The sequence below is a fragment of the Dactylosporangium sp. NPDC005572 genome (genome assembly GCF_040605515.1).
GTDB lineage: Bacteria > Actinomycetota > Actinomycetes > Mycobacteriales > Micromonosporaceae > Dactylosporangium.
Window position 1 is genome coordinate 88,345 of the sequence record NZ_JBEXCY010000009.1, and the last position, 15,573, is coordinate 103,917.

Genomic DNA, 15,573 nt, shown 5'->3' on the forward strand with positions numbered 1-15,573 from the left:
TCCTCTTGCTTCTACTTGACGGCGCCGGCGGTCAGGCCGGCCACAAAGTACCGCTGGAGGGCGAGGAAGCCGGCGACCACCGGCACGCTCACCACCAGTGACGCGGCCATCACCTGGTTCCAGTACACCTGAAACTGCGTGGAGTAGTTCTGCAGACCGACCGCGAGGGTGCGGCTGTGCTCGTCGGTCATGATCGACGCGAACAACACCTCGCCCCAGGCCGTCATGAACGCGTAGACGGTCACGGCGACGATGCCGGGGACCGCGGTCGGCAGGATGACCTTGAACAGGGTACGCATCGGCCCGGCGCCGTCGACCTGGGCCGCCTCGTCGAGGCCGCGCGGGATCGAGTCGAAGTACCCCACGAGCATCCAGATCGAGAACGGCAGCGAGAACGTGAGGTACGTGATGATCAGTCCGAGGCGCGTCTGGTACAGCTCGAGCCCCACGGTCGTGCTGAGGTTGACATAGATGAGGAACAGTGGCAGCAGGAACAGGATGCCGGGGAACATCTGCGTCGACAGCACCGCGACCGAGAACAGCCCCCGGCCGCGGAAGCTGTAGCGGCTGACCGCGAACGCGGCGAACACGGCGATCGCCACCGAGAAGACGGCGGCGATCCCGGCCACGGCGATGCTGTTGAGCAGGTACTTGCCGAGCGGCACCGTGCTCCACATGTCCACGAACGCCTGGAACGTCGGCGCCGTCGGGATCCAGGTGAAGTCGTCCTGCACGTCCTGGAGCGGCTTCAGCGCCGAGCTGACCATGACGTACAGCGGCACCAGCACGAACAGCGCCAGGAACGACAGCACGACCCATCGGAACAGCCGCTCCACCCGGCCCTCACGCATGATGCCTCCGGCGGTTCGTGACGATCAGGTAGACGGCGGTCACCAGCAGCAGGAACAGCAGCAGCGCCACGGACATCGCCGAGCCGGTGCCGAAGTCCCACGTACTGAACGAGCTGTCGTAGATGTGGATCGATATCAGGTCGGCCTCGGGCGGCGCCGACCGGCCGAACAGCACGTACGGCGTGTTGAAGTCGTTGAACGTCCACAGGAACAGCACCAGGAGCAGCACCTGGTTGATCGGGCGCAGCGACGGCAGGGTCACCGACCGCAGCCGCCACCAGAATCCGGCGCCGTCGATCGCCGCCGCCTCGTACATGTCGGTCGGCACGTTCTGCAGGCCGGCCATGATGCACAGGAACGCGAACGGCCAGGTCCGCCAGACCGACACCGTGAGCAGGGCGAGGAAGCTGTTCTCCCCGATCAGCCAGAACGGCCGGTCGCCACCGGCGCCGCCGGCCAGCCCGAGCTGGTCGACGAGGACGTGGTTGACCAGGCCGGTGTCGCGCTGGAACAGGAAGCCCCAGGTGATGACCGCGGCGTAGACGGGCAGCGCGTACGGGGTGAGGAACAGCGTGCGCAGCAGCGCCCGGCCGCGGAACGGCCGCTGCAGGAACACCGCCGCCGACATCCCGAAGAGCCAGGAGATCCCGACCGAGAGGGTGGTGTACAGCACGGTCAGCCAGAACGAGTGGAACAGCGCGCGGCCGGCCTCGGTGGAGAGGTTGAGCGTCGCCGTGTAGTTCGCGAGGCCGACGAACGGCGCCGTCGACCAGTCCTGGATGTGGAACTGCGTCAGCTCGAGCAGGCTCATCCACACGCCGACCAGCATCGGCACGACGTGGATGGCGATCTCCAGCAGTACCGCGGGAGCCAGCAGGATGTAGGGCAGCTGCCTGCGCAACCTGCGGCGGCGCCGCTTCCTCGGGGCGGCGTGCGGCCGCACGTCCCAGCTGGCGTGCGCCGGCGGGCGGCGACTGCGACTGCTCGTGTAGGTCGTCATGTCAGCCCCGCATCCGTTGCTCGGCGGCCCGCAGCCGGGACCTGACGCTGTCCTCGGTGACCGGCTTGTCGTTCGCCGCGGCCGCGAACAGCTCCTTCATCGTGCTGCCGACGAGGGTCTCGAACTGGCTCTCGGCCGGCACCTGCGGCAGCGGCGCGGCCGTCGCGTTGAGCACCTCGGAGAGCACCTTCTGCTCGGGCGCCTGGAACGCCGGGTCGGCCGCGGCCGCCTTCACCGACGGCAGCGACCCGTACGTGCCGTTCAGGATCACCTGCTCCTCGTCGCTGGTCATGAACTTCACGAACTGCATGGCGCCGTCGAGGTTCTGGCTGCGCCGGAACACCGCGATGTTGATGCCGGCGACCATGCTGTTGACCTTCCGGCTGCCGGCCGGCGGCTGGGCGAGGAACGGCACCGGCGCGACGCCGTACTCCTCGGGGCTCATGCCCTGCGCGCGGAACGCCGACCCGGCGGCCTGCCAGAGCAGCATCGCGGCCTTGCGGTTGGCGAAGTCGGACTGCGACTCGTTCTTGGCGTACTCGGCGTTGCTGGGATTGACGATCTTGTCGACCGCCATCAGGTCGATGTACCGCTTGATCGCCTTGACGTTGGCGGAGGTGTCGAACGTGGGCTTCCCGCTGTCGTCGAACCATTCCCCGCCGTACTGCTGGCTGAAGGTGAAGGCGTGATGCGCGTTCTCCGACGGGTTGGCGCCCTCGATCGCCAGCCCCCACTGCTTGTCCCTGGTCAGCCGCTTGCCGACGACGACCAGGTCCTCCCAGGTCGCCGGCGGGCGCGCGACGCCGGCGTCGGCGAACATCTGCTTGTTGTAGTAGAGCGCGTACGACAGCGAGTACAGCGGCAGCGCGGTCGGCGGCTTGCCGGGCGCACCGGTGGCCGCGAGCGCGGCCGGCACGAACCGGTCCCGCCCGCCGACCTTCGTCATCGCGGCGTCGTCGAACGAGACGAGCGCGTTGGTCGCCTGCAGCGAGGCCGACCAGGTGTTGCCGATGTTGACCACGTCGGGGCCCTTGCCCGAGGTGGCCGCGGCGAGCAGCCGGTTGAGCAGGTCGGACCAGGGCACCACCTCGAGCCGGACGCGGATGCCGGTGCGCTGCTCGAACTTCGCCAGCTCGGGCTGCAGCGTCTGCTTGTCGAACTCCAGGCTGCTGCCCTGGTTGCTGGCCCAGTAGGTGATCGTCCGTCCGTCGGACTCGGTTCGCATGTAGCCGCAGCCCGCGAGGAGGGCGGCTCCGGCGAGCGCGGCGAACTGTCGGCGGGTGGGCACGCTCGTCTGCCTTCTGCTTCTGGTGCGTATCCGTGCGGCGGTGGGGTGTGGCCGCTTTTCTATCGAGACTTAATTAATGTCGCCATTAAAGTGGGACGTCGCTGAGCGCGTCAAGGGCGGGCTCTACAGTGGCGCGCAGGCATCGAAGACGGGGTACACGGCGTGGAAGTGGAGCGGGCGACCAACCGCAGCGTCCGGCAGCGCAACCGGTCCGCACTGCTCACCCGGCTGTTCCTCGACGGCCCCCTGACCCGGCAGGACCTCTCGCGCAGCACCGGCCTGAGCCAGCCCGCGGTGAGCAACGTGGTCGCCGACCTCATCGACGACGGGCTCGTGGTGGAGGCCGGCGCCCTGGAGTCCGACGGCGGCCGCCCGAGCATGATGCTGCGGGTCGCGCCCCGCTTCGGGGTGGTCGCCGGCGTCGACGTCGGCGAGACCCGGGTGCGGGTCGAGCTGTTCGACCTCGCGATGAGCCAGCTCGCCTCGGTCGACCACCCGATCGACCCGGCCGACGCGTCGCCCGCGACGGTGGTGCGGCACATCGAGGCCGGTCTGCGGACCGTCACCGCGCCCTACCCCGACGTCCTCGGCGTCGGGATCGGCGTCTCGGGCATCGTCCAGCAGGGCGAGCCGCTGCAGGTGTACGCGCAGACCCTCGGCTGGGACGGCGTCCCGCTCGGCGCGCTCCTGCGCGAGGTGACCGACCTGCCGCTGTACATCGACAACGGTGCGAAGACCCTCGGCCAGGCCGAGATGTGGTTCGGCGCCGGCCGGGGCAGCCGGCACGCGGTGTTCGCCCTGGTCGGCTCGGGCGTCGGAGCGGCCGTGGTGACGAACGGCGCGACCTACCGCGGCGCGTCGAGCAGCGCGGGGGAGTGGGGCCACACGACGCTGGTGTACGGCGGCCGGCCGTGCCGGTGCGGCTCGCGCGGCTGCCTGGAGGCGTACGTCGGCGCGGAGGGCATCCTGGACCGCTACCGCGCGGCGCTGCGCGGGCACCCGGTCCCGGGCGACGACGAGGAGTCGCAGATCACCGCGCTGGTGGCGGCGGCCGCGACGGGCGGCGGCACCGCCCGCGCCGTCCTGGACGAGACGGCCGGCTACCTGGGCGCGGGCGTGGCCAACCTGATCAACCTGTTCAACCCGGAGCGGGTCGTGCTGGGCGGCTGGACGGCGATGGCGCTGGGCTCGCTGCTCCCGCAGATCCGCGCGTCGGCGTCGCGGCACGCGCTGCGGCAGCCGTACGAGCAGGCCCGGATCGAACTGGGCCAGCTGGGGGTGGACGCGGTGGCGCTGGGCGCGGCGACGCTGCCGGTGGCGCGCCTGCTCCAGGAGGGCGGCACCCGCTCCGAGCGCTGACCGGGCGCCATGATCAAGGGAAACATCCGGCTGCCCGGACAGCCATATCGCTCCCTTGATCATGGTCACCCGGCGCTCGGGCCGACGCCGTCCCGGTGCATGGTCGCCGGCCTTGTGTCGTGCTGGCCTTGGGAGAGCGATCTCCCAGAAGTCCGGCATCCGGGATAAATTACGTCGTAATTGATTGATGTCTTGACGGGTGGGTCACGGCGGCGTAACACTCGTCTACTTGAGAGAGCGCTCTCTCGTACTTGCTGCGCAGCACGACCGGGTACCGCCAACCCCACCCGGTTCGGGAATCCCCGCCAGGTCCCCCGACTGACAGGCAGGATCATGAAATTTCCGCGTTTGTCGCGCTATCCCACGCTCCGGCGCTGGCTCCTCGGCGGCGCCGCCACCCTGATGCTCTCGGTCGGCGTGGCCGTCGTGGCGCTGCCCAACGCCAGCGCCGCCCCGACCCTGCTGTCCCAAGGTAGGCCCACCACTGCCTCCTCCACCGAGAATGCCGGCACCCCCGCCACCGCCGCGACCGACGGCAACACCGGCACCCGGTGGTCCAGCGCCTTCAGCGACCCCCAGTGGATCCAGGTCGACCTGGGGCAGACGGCCAACCTCACCCAGGTCGTCCTCAACTGGGAGGCGGCGTCGGCCAAGGCCTTCCAGGTCCAGGTCTCCGGCAACGGCACCACCTGGACCGACGTCTACACGACGACGACCGGCGCGGGCGGCGTGCAGACGCTCAACGTGAGCGGCTCCGGCCGCTACGTGCGGGTGTACGGCACGCAGCGCAACCTCACCGCGTACGGGTACTCGCTGTGGGAGTTCCAGGTCTACGGCGAGGTCGGGCCGACCAACCCGCCGTCGGGCACCTGCGGGCCGGTCAACCGCGCGATCGGCCGCCCGGTGACCGTCTCCTCCACCGAGAACGCCGGCACGCCGGCGTCGGCGGCCGTCGACGGCAACACCGGGACCCGCTGGTCCAGCGCCGCGGGCGACCCGCAGTGGATCACGGTGGACCTCGGCTCGTCGTATGCGATCTGCCGGGTGGTCCTGCGGTGGGAGGCCGCGTACGCGAGCGCGTTCCAGATCCAGACGTCGAACGACAACGCCGCCTTCACCAACGTGTTCTCGACGACGACCGGCACCGGCGGTACCCAGACGGTCGATGTCACCGGCACGGGACGCTATGTGCGGGTGTACACCACCGCCCGGGCGACCCAGTGGGGTGTCTCGCTGTGGGAGTTCGAGGTGTACGTGCGCGACAACACGCCGCCGAGCAGCAGCCCGCCCACGAGCAGCGACCCGGTCGAGCCGACCGACCCGAAGAACCCCAACTTCGGCCCGAACGTCTTCGTCTACGACCCGTCGCAGGCCGCGGCCGCGCAGACGAAGGTCAACCAGATCTTCACCCAGCAGGAGACGAACCAGTTCGGCACCAACCGCTACGCGGTGCTGTACAAGCCGGGCACCTACACGCAGGACGTCAACCTCGGCTTCTACACGACCGTGCAGGGCCTGGGCCTGTCGCCCGACGACGTGAACCTCAACGGCCACGTGCGGGTCGAGGCGACCTGGTTCGGCGGCAACGCGACGCAGAACTTCTGGCGCGGCGCCGAGAACCTCTCGGTGACCCTGCCCGGCACAGGCAGCGGCATCCAGGTCGAGCGCTGGGCCGTGGCCCAGGCGGTGCCGTACCGCCGCATGCACCTCAAGGGCGCCAACAACCAGATCCAGCTGTGGAACGGTGGCGACGGCTGGGCCAGCGGCGGCCTGATGGCCGACACCAAGGTCGACGGCCAGGTCGTGTCGGGCTCGCAGCAGCAGTGGTACAGCAGGAACAGCGAGTTCGGCAGCTGGGCCGGATCGGTGTGGAACATGGTGTTCCAGGGCGTCACCGGCGCGCCGCCGAACCACTTCCCGAACCCGTCGCACACCGTCATCGGCACCACGCCGGTGTCCCGTGAGAAGCCGTTCCTGTACATCGACGGCACCGGCACCTACCGCGTCTTCGTCCCGGCGCTGCAGACCAACTCGTCCGGCACGACCTGGTACAACAAGACCCCGCAGGGCCAGTCGATCTCCCTCGACCAGTTCTACGTCGTGCGGCCCGGGGTCACCGCGGCCCAGATCAACGCGGCGCTGGCGGCCGGCCGGCACCTGCTGATCACGCCCGGCGTGTACCACCTGAACCAGACCCTGCAGGTCAACAACCCCAACACGGTCGTGCTCGGGCTCGGCCTCGCCACGCTCATCCCGGACAACGGCATCACCGCGATCCGGGTCGCGGACGTCGACGGCGTCAAGCTCGCCGGCATCCTGGTCGACGCCGGTACCACCAACTCGCCCACCCTCGTCGAGGTCGGCCCGGCCGGCTCCGCGGCCGGCCACGCGGCCAACCCGACCTCGCTGCACGACGTGTTCTTCCGCGTCGGCGGCTACATCGCCGGCAAGGCCACGGTCAGCCTCCAGGTCAACAGCAACAACGTGATCGGCGACCACATGTGGATCTGGCGCGCCGACCACGGCAACGCCGGCACCGTCGGCTGGACGGTGAACCCGGCCGACACCGGCATGGTCGTCAACGGCAACAACGTGACGATGGAGGGCCTGTTCGTCGAGCACTACCAGAAGTACCAGGTGATCTGGAACGGCAACGGCGGGCGCACGTACTTCTTCCAGAACGAGATGCCGTACGACCCGCCGAACCAGGCCGGCTGGATGAACGGGGCGACCCGCGGGTACGCCGCGTACAAGGTGGCCGACTCGGTGACCACACACGAGGCCTGGGGCCTGGGCAGCTACTGCTACTTCAACGTCAACCCCGCGGTCGTCGGGGAGCGGTCGTTCGAGGTACCGGTGAAGGCCGGAATCCAGTTCCACAACATGGTCAGCGTCTCGCTCGGCGGCGTCGGCACGATCAACCACGTCATCAACAACACCGCCGGCCCGGCGAACACGGCGAACCAGATCGTGTACGTCACCAGCGGCCCGTAGGTCCACCCTCCCGGTAACACCCGTTCGAGCCGGAAGACCCTCCCGCCCGGGTCTTCCGGCTCGACGGCTGTCCGTCGTCCGGTGGACAACCGGTTCATTCGGTCGATCCTCATGCGTGGTCCGTTCGCGCACGAGGATCGATGCCATGAGGCACATCGAGATTGCCGATCTCATCAAGTCGTACCGGGGGAGGCCGGCCGTCGCCGGCATCGACCTCACGGTCGACGCCGGCGAGGTCTTCGCCCTCCTGGGGCCCAACGGCGCCGGGAAGACGACGACCGTCGAGATCCTGGAGGGCCACCGGCACCGCGACGGCGGCGCGGTGCGGGTCCTCGGCGAGGACCCCGCCACGGCCGGCCGGCGCTGGCGGGCCCGCATCGGCATCGTCCTGCAGACCGCGACCGACGCCGCCGAGCTGTCGGTCCGCGAGACCGTCCGGCACTTCGCCGGCTACTACCCGGCGCCCCGCGACCCCGACGAGGTCATCGCCGCCGTCGGCCTCGGCGACAAGGCGGACGCCCGGCTCCGCACGCTCTCCGGCGGCCAGCGCCGGCGGGTCGACGTCGCCCTCGGCATCATCGGCCGGCCCGAACTGGTGTTCCTCGACGAGCCGACGACGGGCTTCGACCCGGAGGCGCGCCGGCAGTTCTGGACGCTCATCCGCTCGCTCGCCGCGGACGGGACCACGATCCTGCTCACCACCCACTACCTCGACGAGGCCGAGGCGCTCGCGAGCCGGCTCGCCGTCATCGCCGCCGGGCGGATCGTCGCCGAGGGCACCCCGGCCACGCTCGGCGGCCGCGCCCAGGCGCAGGCCACGGTCAGCTGGCGCGACGCCGGCGGGTTCCACGAGGTGCGCACCGACGACCCGGGCGCCGTCGTCGCGCAGCTCCCGCCCGGCGCGGCCGAGCTCAGCGTCACCCGACCCAGCCTCGAAGACGTCTACCTCTCGCTGATCGGAGCCGGCGCATGAGCACGCTCGGACTGGCCCTCGGCCTCTCCCGGGGCCGCGTCGAGATCCTGCAGCTGGTCCGCCAGCGCGACGCGCTGATCTTCACGTTCGCCTTCCCGGCGATCCTCACCGTGCTGCTCGGCGCCATCTTCGACGAGCCGGTGGCGCCGGGCTCGGACACGACGCACAGTCAGGTGTTCGCGGCCGGGATGATCGCGTACGGCATCCTCTCCACCGCGTTCATCAGCGTCGGCATCGGCATCGCGGTCGACCGCTCCGACGGCACGCTCAAGCGCCTCCGCGGGACGCCCGCGACCGCCTGGTCGTACTTCACCGGCAAGATCCTGCTCGTGCTCTTCGCCGCGGTCTGCGAGACCGTGCTGCTGGTGGCCGTGGGCGTGGCGCTGTTCGGCCTGCGGCTGCCCTCCGCGTCGGGCTGGCTCACGCTCGGCTGGCTCCTCGTTCTGTCGGTGGTCGCCTGTACCCTCCTGGGCATCGCGGCATCGTCGCTGGCCCGGTCGGCCCGCAGCGCGCCCGCCGTGCTCAACCTGCCCGTCCTCGTGCTGCAGTTCACGTCCGGCATCTTCGTCCACATCACGTCGCTCCCGGCGGCGATGGTCAACGTCTCGGCAGTCTTCCCCGTCAAATGGATGGGCCAGGGATTCCGCTCGGTGTTCCTGCCCGACGCACTCGCGGCGCAGGAGGTGGCAGGATCGTGGGAGCACGGCAGGACCGCGCTCGTGCTCGGCGCCTGGTGCCTGGCCGGGCTGGCGCTGAGCCTGCTGACGTTCCGGTGGAACGACCGCCGGTGAGGCGCCGGCACTGGGACGCGTTCTACGTCGTGGCCGTCGGGTCCGTGGTCGGGTTCCTGCTCTCCGACCCGGGCCCCGGCTCGCCGGCGGCGACGGTGCTGCTGCTCGTCGCCCTCGGCTGGTATGCGGCCTACGGCCGCGCCGGGATGTTCGGCCCGGTCGGCGAGGCGCGGCGGTGGACGTTCGTCGCCGTCCTCGGCGTGCTGTTCCTCACCGCCGTCTGGCTCGACCACACCAGCTCGTTCGCGCTGTTCGGGTACGGCCCGATGGTCTTCATGACCCTGACGATCCGCCCGGCGGTCGCCGTCGTCGCCACCCTCGACCTGCTGCCGATCGGCATCGCCCTGCTGCGCGACGGCACGACCGCCAAGGTCCACGGGCTGCTCCCGGTGACCCTGCTGGGGCTCGCCTTCGCCGTGCTCATCGGCACCTACGTCGACCGCCTCACGAAGCAGAACGAGGAGCGCGCCGCGATGATCGCCGAGCTGTCCGCGAGCCGCGCCGAGGTGGCCCGGCTGTCCCGCGAGGCCGGGGTGGCGGGGGAGCGGGCCCGGCTCGCCGCCGAGATCCACGACACCCTGGCCCAAGGCTTCACCAGCATCGTCGCGCTCGCCCAGGCCGCCGAGTCGCAGCTGTCGACCGACCCGGCGGCGGCCGCCCGGCGGCTCGACCTGGTGGTGCGCACCGCCCGCGACAACCTGGCCGAGGCGCGCACCCTGGTCGCCGCGCTCGCCCCGGCCGACCTGCACGCCTCCGGCCTGGCCGCCGCCGTCCGCCGGCAGGTCGACCGCCTGGCCGAGGAGACCGGCATCGGCACCGAGCTGCACCTGGCCGACGGCTCCGACACCGTGCCGACCGCCGCGCAGGTCGTCGTGCTGCGCGCCCTGCAGGAGGCGCTGACCAACGTCCGCCGCCACGCCGCCGCCCGCACCGTGACCGTGCGCCTGGACCTCCCGCCGGGCGCCCTGACCCTCACGGTGGCCGACGACGGCCGCGGCTTCGACCCGGCGGGCGGCGCCGGCTTCGGCTTACCGGGCATGCGCGCCCGGGCCGAGCAGGTGGGCGGCTCCCTCGCCGTCGACAGCGCCCCCGGCCGCGGCACGACGCTCCGCCTGGAGGTGCCGGCGTGATCACGGTGCTGCTGGTCGACGACCATCCGGTGGTGCGCGACGGGCTGCGCGGGATGCTGCAGGCCGACCCGGAGCTCGCGGTGGTCGGCGAGGCCGGCTCGGGCGACGAGGCGGTGGTGTCGGCCCGCGCGCACCGCCCCGACGTCGTGCTCATGGACCTGCGGATGCCGGGCCTCGACGGCGCCGGGGCGACCGGCCGGATCCTGGCCGAGCTGCCGTCGACGAAGGTGGTGGTGCTGACGACGTACGACACCGACGCCGACATCCTGCGCGCCGTGGAGGCCGGGGCGTGCGGCTACCTGCTGAAGGACGCCACCCGCGCCGAGCTGACGGCGGCGGTCCGCGCGGCGGCCCGCGGCGAGACCGTCCTGGCCCCGGCGGTGGCCGGCCGGCTGGTCCGCCAGGTCCGCAACCCGCCGGCACCCGCACCGGCCCTGTCCGCCCGCGAGCTCGAGGTGCTCCGCCTGGTCGCCACCGGCCGGACCAACGCCGACATCGGTCGCGCGCTGCACATCAGCGAGGCGACCGTGAAGACCCACCTGCTGCGCACCTTCACGAAGCTGGACGTCAGCGACCGCACCGCGGCCGTGACGACCGCGATGTCGCTGGGCCTGCTCTGACCCCCGGTGCGGTCAGCGGCCGAAGTCGTGGATGGCCGTGCTGTGCTCGCGGCGGACGAAGCGCAGGTCGCGCAGGATCACCGCCGTCGCCATCACCACCAGCACCGCCACCAGCTGGGTCACCGCCATCCAGTGGCCCAGCGGGATCGCGGCCAGGACGCCCAGGGCCGCCACGACCCGGTACGTCGCGCCCGGCAGGCCCAGGAGGGTCAGGAACCAGGCGTGGCCCAGCAGGAAGCCCGCGGCGCCCGCGCTCAGCATGACGGCGTCGGGCCAGTGCAGGGGCTCCGTCGCGTGGCCCACCGACAGCTTCACGCCGACGGCGGTGAAGACGATGCCGGCGATGAGGAAGTAGTGGGCGTAGCCCCAGGCGTTCACCGCCACGCGGGCCCGGCGGGCCGGGTCGGCGATGGCCTCCAGGGCGTGCTCGGCACGCACCTCGTCGCCGGAGAAGTAGTTCCAGTACAGGTAATACGCGATCGCCAGGCCCAGGACGGCCACCGCCAGGGTGCCGCCGTTGAGCTCGACGCCGGCGAAGGCCAGGCCGATCGCCACCACCGACTCGCCGATGGCGACGATCACCACCAGGCCGTGCCGCTCGACGAAGTGGCCGGACGCGATCTGCCAGCCGTCCATGCGCTGCAGGTATGGCGCCACGATGATGATCGTGAGGGCCGCCGCCCACAGCCCGTAGCGCCAGCCGCCCGGGAGCAGGCCACCCGCCAGGACCAGCGCCGCGGCCGAGCCGTTGATCGGGACCAGGCGGCCGATCGCGCGGCCGATCGAGGCGTTGTCGTCGGCGTGCAGGAACAGCGTGGCGTGCACGACGGTCACCGCGAGGTAGCCGACCGCGAAGGCCCAGCCGTCGCTGCCGAACGCCTCCGGGACCGCGAGCGCCATGACCAGGAAGCCGGCCATCCCGGTCAGCAGCAGGGTGCGGCGGGTCGTGCTGCTCGGGGCGACGGCGTTGGTGAGCCAGGCATAGCCGCCGTACATCCACCAGATCAGGCCCAGCATGAGCAGCACCCGCACGGCGTGCACGGCGTCGACGTGCCCCACCATCGCCTTCGCGAGCTGGGTGACCGTGAACACGAACACGAGGTCGAAGAACAGCTCGATGGTCGACACGCGCGGCGCCCGCCCGGCTCTCGTCACGCGCTCACCCTATAGCCCCACCCGTACCGCCAGCACCGACAACTTTTCTTGTCTTGACAATCGAACTTGTCGGTGACTACGGTCGAGGCATGTTCGAAGTGGGAGTCATCGAGGAGCCCGCCGCGGCCGAGGTGGCGCTGGACCCGATCCGGGCGCGGCTGCTCGCGCTGCTGGCCGAGCCGCACTCGGCGACGAGCCTCGCCGCGATCGTCGAGCTGCCCCGGCAGAAGGTGAACTACCACCTCAAGACCCTGGAGCAGCACGGCCTCGTCGAGCTGGTCGAGGAGCGGCGCAAGGGCAACGTCACCGAGCGGGTCCTGCGCGCCACGGCGTCGTCGTACGTCATCTCGCCGGCCGTGCTGTCCGCGGTACAACCGGATCCCGCGCGGTCGCCCGACCGGCTGTCGGCGCGCTGGCTGCTCGCCCTCGCCGCGCGGCTCGTGCGGGAGGTCGGTCAGCTCATCACCGGCGCCGAGCGGGCCGGCAAACCCGTGGCCACGTTCGCGCTCGACGGCACTATCCGGTTCGCGTCCGCCGCCGACCGGGCGGCGTTCGTCCAGGAGCTCACCGCCACCGTCGGCGCCCTGGTCAGCCGGTACCACGACGAGCGCACCCCCGGGGGCCGTGACCACCGGGTCATCATCGCCATCCACCCCAGCATCACGAAGGAGACCAGTCATGACCGGCCATGAGTTCGAGCTGACGCACGACATCACCCTCGACGCGACCCCGGAGCAGGTCTGGGACGCGATCGCCACCGGGCCGGGCATCGACTCCTGGTTCATGGGCCGCAACCAGGTCGAGCCGGGCGAGGGCGGCGCGGCCTCGATGGAGATGCCCGGCTACACCGGCACCTCGACGATCACCGCGTGGGAGCCGGGCCGCCGGTTCCGCTACGAGACCCCGGTCGCCGAGGACGGCTCGTGCATGGCGTTCGAGTACCTCATCGAGGGCCGCGACGGCGCCGCCACCGCGCTGCGCATGGTGCACAGCGGCATCCTCACCGGCGACTGGGAGGACCAGTTCGACGCGCTGAAGAAGGGCAACCCGCTCTACCTGCGCTCGCTCGCCGAGTACCTCAAGCACTTCCCGGGCCGCACCGCCGTCCCGGTCACGACGTTCGGCCCGCAGCAGGCCGACGGGGACGCGGTGTGGGCCGGCATCACCGCGGCGACCGGCCTGTCGAAGGACGTCCGCGAGGGCGACGCCGCCCGCCTCACCCTCGGCGACCGCCAGGTCGACGGCGTCGTCGACATCGTGGTCGAGCCCAGCTTCCTCGGCATCCGCACCGGCGACGCGCTGCTGCGCTTCGTCGGCCGCGACGGGTTCATCCTCACCGGCCACCACGTCTTCGCCGACGTCGACCCGGACGAGGCCGAGCAGACCTGGTCGGCCTGGCTGGCGGCGGTCTACGCCTGAGACCGCCCACGGCGCGGTAGCGTGGCCCGCGTGGGAGCCGCGCAGAAGATCGACGAGCTGGCGTACGCCGCGTACCTGCAGGCGCACACCGAGCCGCTGGAGCCCGACGCGAGCTACACCGAGGTCCACCTCGACGGGGTGGAGGCCGACGGCGTGGACGCGGCGTACGCCCGGTTCGTCGAGTCGGCGTTCGAGGGCGTCACGCTCACCGAGGGCAGCCTCGACCACAGCCGGTTCAGCGACGTGTGGGTGAGCCGCAACCGGTGGGTCGGGGTGAAGGCCGCCGAGGCCGAGTGGCTCGACGTCACCGTGCTCGACAGCGTGCTCGCGGGGGTGCAGGCCTACGGGAGCCGGCTGCGGCGGGTCGTCTTCCAGCGCTGCAAGATCGACAGCCTGAACCTGCGCGGGGCCACGCTCGTCGACGTCGAGTTCGACGGCTGCGAGCTCAACGAGCTCGACTGCGCCGGGGCCAGCCTCACCAACGTCACGTTCGCCGGCAGCGCCGTCAAGCGGGCCCGGTTCGGCGGCGTCAAGCTCAAGAAGGTCGACTTCCGCGGCGCGCGCGAGCTCGACGTCGCCGACGGGGCCGACGCGCTGCGCGGCGCGATCATCGACGAGCGGCAGCTGTTCGACCTGGCCCCCGCCCTGGCGGACGCCCTCGGGATCGAGATCAGGTAGCCCCTCGCCGGCCCGGAGCCGCCGGGCCTCTCGGGCCTGTCCGGAACCTCACGCCGACGCCAGCAGCCGCAGCGCCGCCCGGACCGGCAGCCGTTCGACGGTGTGCTCGAACGAGGTCTCGCCGAGGCAGAACCGCTCGAACATGCGCCAGCCCGGCGGCGTGCGCAGCATCGCGTGGAACAGCCCCGGCCGCCGGGTGAACGCCACCAGCAGCCGCCGCCCGGCCCGCATCCCCGGGACGAGCTGCGCCTCCACGCCCCGCACGTACCCGTCGAGGTCACCGTCCGCCGCCGCCGCGCCCGCCAGGGCGCCCGACCGCACCGCGAAGCTGATCCCCTCGCGGGTCCACGGCTCGAGCAGGCCCCCCGCGTCGCCGGCGACGATCACGCGCCCCTTGCGCAGCGGCGACGCCTCGGTGCGGCAGCGCGTCAGGTGCCCGGAGTCGTGGATCGGCTCGATCCCGCCGAGCCCGAGGCGGTCCACGAACGCGCGCAGGTACGCCTTGGTGCGCTCACCGTCGCCGCGGGCCGAGATGACCCCGACGGTCAGCACGTCACCCTTCGGGAAGACCCACGCGTACGAGCCCGGCAGCGGCCCCCAGTCGATGAGCAGCCGGCCCCGCCAGCGCTCCCGCTCGGCCGGCCCGACCGGCAGCTCGACCTCCAGCCCGAGGTCCACCTGGTCGTACTCGACGCCGACGTGCCGCGACATGATGCCCGACGAGCCGTCGGCGCCCACGACCACGCCGGCGCGGACCGTGCCGCCGTCCGCGAGCCGGATGCGCACCCCGGCGTCGTCCTGCTCGACGGCGCGGGCCGCGGTCGCCTGCAGTACCGTGGCGCCCGCGGTCTCGGCCGCGACCCGCAGCGCGTCGTCGAACTCCGGCCGCTGCACCATCTGCAGCAGCGGCGCGCGGCGCGCCGTGCGGGTGAACCCCCGCCGCCCGTCGTGCGTGAACTCACACCGGTCGATCCGGTCACTCGCCGGGATGGCGATCCGGTCACCGATCGCGGCGACGGTGAAGCCGATCAATCCCCCGCCACAGGTCTTGTACCGCGGATGCACGGCCTTCTCCAGCACCACCGTCCGCGCCCCGCGCCGGGCGGCCTCGTACGCGGCCGACAGCCCCGCCGGCCCACCACCCACCACCGCCACGTCCCACTCGTCGACCGTCACGGGGAGAGACTAGGGCGTCGGCCGGAGGTGTCACCGGCTGTTCTGATGGCCCTATGGCTGTATGATGACGGTGTGACTGGAGCCGGGCGCCGAGTGCGGGGTCCCGCCAAGGCGCCGCCATGGCGATGGGATGGCCCGG

At 71.7% G+C, this 15,573-nt stretch carries 14 protein-coding genes; 9 read left to right on the forward strand and 5 right to left on the reverse strand.

What is annotated here, in order from left to right; genetic code table 11:
• Positions 1-11: 11 nt before the first annotated feature.
• The 3 genes from ABZS66_RS07270 to ABZS66_RS07280 are packed head-to-tail and all read right to left on the reverse strand — an operon-like array spanning position 12 to position 3,139.
• Positions 12-851: a carbohydrate ABC transporter permease gene (locus tag ABZS66_RS07270; RefSeq protein WP_354756015.1), complete on the reverse strand. Its 840-nt coding sequence runs from the start codon at positions 849-851 to the stop codon at positions 12-14.
• On the reverse strand, positions 844-1,851 hold the full coding sequence (locus ABZS66_RS07275) for a sugar ABC transporter permease (RefSeq protein ID WP_354756016.1): 1,008 nt from the start codon (positions 1,849-1,851) through the stop codon (positions 844-846). The genes ABZS66_RS07270 and ABZS66_RS07275 overlap by 8 nt, the downstream gene beginning before the upstream one ends.
• Before the next feature lies 1 nt (position 1,852).
• Complete coding sequence (locus ABZS66_RS07280; RefSeq protein ID WP_354756018.1) at positions 1,853-3,139, reverse strand: sugar ABC transporter substrate-binding protein; 1,287 nt, start codon at positions 3,137-3,139, stop codon at positions 1,853-1,855.
• Positions 3,140-3,301: 162 nt separating this feature from the next.
• On the opposite strand from ABZS66_RS07280, the gene ABZS66_RS07285 reads away from it, so the two are divergent.
• The 6 genes from ABZS66_RS07285 to ABZS66_RS07310 all read left to right on the forward strand — a co-directional run bounded on the left by ABZS66_RS07285 (position 3,302) and on the right by ABZS66_RS07310 (position 11,006).
• The gene (locus tag ABZS66_RS07285) at positions 3,302-4,498 is read left to right on the forward strand and encodes an ROK family transcriptional regulator (RefSeq protein WP_354756020.1); all 1,197 of its coding nucleotides are present in this window, start codon (positions 3,302-3,304) and stop codon (positions 4,496-4,498) included.
• 333 nt (positions 4,499-4,831) lie between these two features.
• Complete coding sequence (locus tag ABZS66_RS07290) at positions 4,832-7,492, forward strand: discoidin domain-containing protein (protein ID WP_354756021.1); 2,661 nt, start codon at positions 4,832-4,834, stop codon at positions 7,490-7,492.
• Between the two features lie 145 nt (positions 7,493-7,637).
• Positions 7,638-8,465 (forward strand): ABC transporter ATP-binding protein, encoded by an 828-nt coding sequence (locus ABZS66_RS07295; protein WP_354756022.1) that lies wholly within the window; start codon positions 7,638-7,640, stop codon positions 8,463-8,465.
• Positions 8,462-9,256: an ABC transporter permease gene (locus ABZS66_RS07300; RefSeq protein WP_354756024.1), complete on the forward strand. Its 795-nt coding sequence runs from the start codon at positions 8,462-8,464 to the stop codon at positions 9,254-9,256. Before ABZS66_RS07295 ends, ABZS66_RS07300 begins: the two co-directional genes overlap by 4 nt.
• A complete protein-coding gene (locus ABZS66_RS07305) occupies positions 9,253-10,386 on the forward strand; it encodes a sensor histidine kinase (protein ID WP_354756025.1) in 1,134 nt (377 codons plus the stop codon). Before ABZS66_RS07300 ends, ABZS66_RS07305 begins: the two co-directional genes overlap by 4 nt.
• Complete coding sequence (locus ABZS66_RS07310; RefSeq protein WP_354756027.1) at positions 10,383-11,006, forward strand: response regulator transcription factor; 624 nt, start codon at positions 10,383-10,385, stop codon at positions 11,004-11,006. Before ABZS66_RS07305 ends, ABZS66_RS07310 begins: the two co-directional genes overlap by 4 nt.
• 12 nt (positions 11,007-11,018) lie before the next feature.
• Here the strand turns inward: ABZS66_RS07310 and ABZS66_RS07315 are convergent, their stop codons facing one another.
• Positions 11,019-12,161, reverse strand: coding sequence for a low temperature requirement protein A (locus tag ABZS66_RS07315; RefSeq protein WP_354756029.1), 1,143 nt, complete (start codon positions 12,159-12,161; stop codon positions 11,019-11,021).
• Between the two features lie 89 nt (positions 12,162-12,250).
• Here ABZS66_RS07315 and ABZS66_RS07320 point away from each other — a divergent pair, with 89 nt between their 5' ends.
• The 3 genes from ABZS66_RS07320 to ABZS66_RS07330 are packed head-to-tail and all read left to right on the forward strand — an operon-like array spanning position 12,251 to position 14,258.
• Positions 12,251-12,853, forward strand: a complete 603-nt coding sequence (locus tag ABZS66_RS07320) for a helix-turn-helix domain-containing protein (protein WP_354756030.1) — start codon at positions 12,251-12,253, stop codon at positions 12,851-12,853.
• Positions 12,840-13,580, forward strand: coding sequence for an SRPBCC domain-containing protein (locus tag ABZS66_RS07325; RefSeq protein WP_354756031.1), 741 nt, complete (start codon positions 12,840-12,842; stop codon positions 13,578-13,580). Before ABZS66_RS07320 ends, ABZS66_RS07325 begins: the two co-directional genes overlap by 14 nt.
• Positions 13,581-13,610: 30 nt before the next feature.
• Complete coding sequence (locus ABZS66_RS07330; RefSeq protein ID WP_354756032.1) at positions 13,611-14,258, forward strand: pentapeptide repeat-containing protein; 648 nt, start codon at positions 13,611-13,613, stop codon at positions 14,256-14,258.
• 48 nt (positions 14,259-14,306) lie between these two features.
• Here ABZS66_RS07330 and ABZS66_RS07335 read toward each other — a convergent pair whose 3' ends face one another.
• Positions 14,307-15,434, reverse strand: coding sequence for a geranylgeranyl reductase family protein (locus ABZS66_RS07335; protein ID WP_354756033.1), 1,128 nt, complete (start codon positions 15,432-15,434; stop codon positions 14,307-14,309).
• Positions 15,435-15,573 lie beyond the last annotated feature (139 nt).

Bases quoted from the DNA above. Each gene is read 5' to 3' on its own strand.
- ABZS66_RS07270 (WP_354756015.1), bottom strand. From the start codon at position 851: ATGCGTGAGGGCCGGGTGGAGCGGCTGTTCCGATGGGTCGTGCTGTCG.
- ABZS66_RS07275 (WP_354756016.1), bottom strand. From the start codon at position 1,851: ATGACGACCTACACGAGCAGTCGCAGTCGCCGCCCGCCGGCGCACGCC.
- ABZS66_RS07290 (WP_354756021.1), top strand. From the start codon at position 4,832: ATGAAATTTCCGCGTTTGTCGCGCTATCCCACGCTCCGGCGCTGGCTC.
- ABZS66_RS07295 (WP_354756022.1), top strand. From the start codon at position 7,638: ATGAGGCACATCGAGATTGCCGATCTCATCAAGTCGTACCGGGGGAGG.
- ABZS66_RS07300 (WP_354756024.1), top strand. From the start codon at position 8,462: ATGAGCACGCTCGGACTGGCCCTCGGCCTCTCCCGGGGCCGCGTCGAG.
- ABZS66_RS07320 (WP_354756030.1), top strand. From the start codon at position 12,251: ATGTTCGAAGTGGGAGTCATCGAGGAGCCCGCCGCGGCCGAGGTGGCG.
- ABZS66_RS07325 (WP_354756031.1), top strand. From the start codon at position 12,840: ATGACCGGCCATGAGTTCGAGCTGACGCACGACATCACCCTCGACGCG.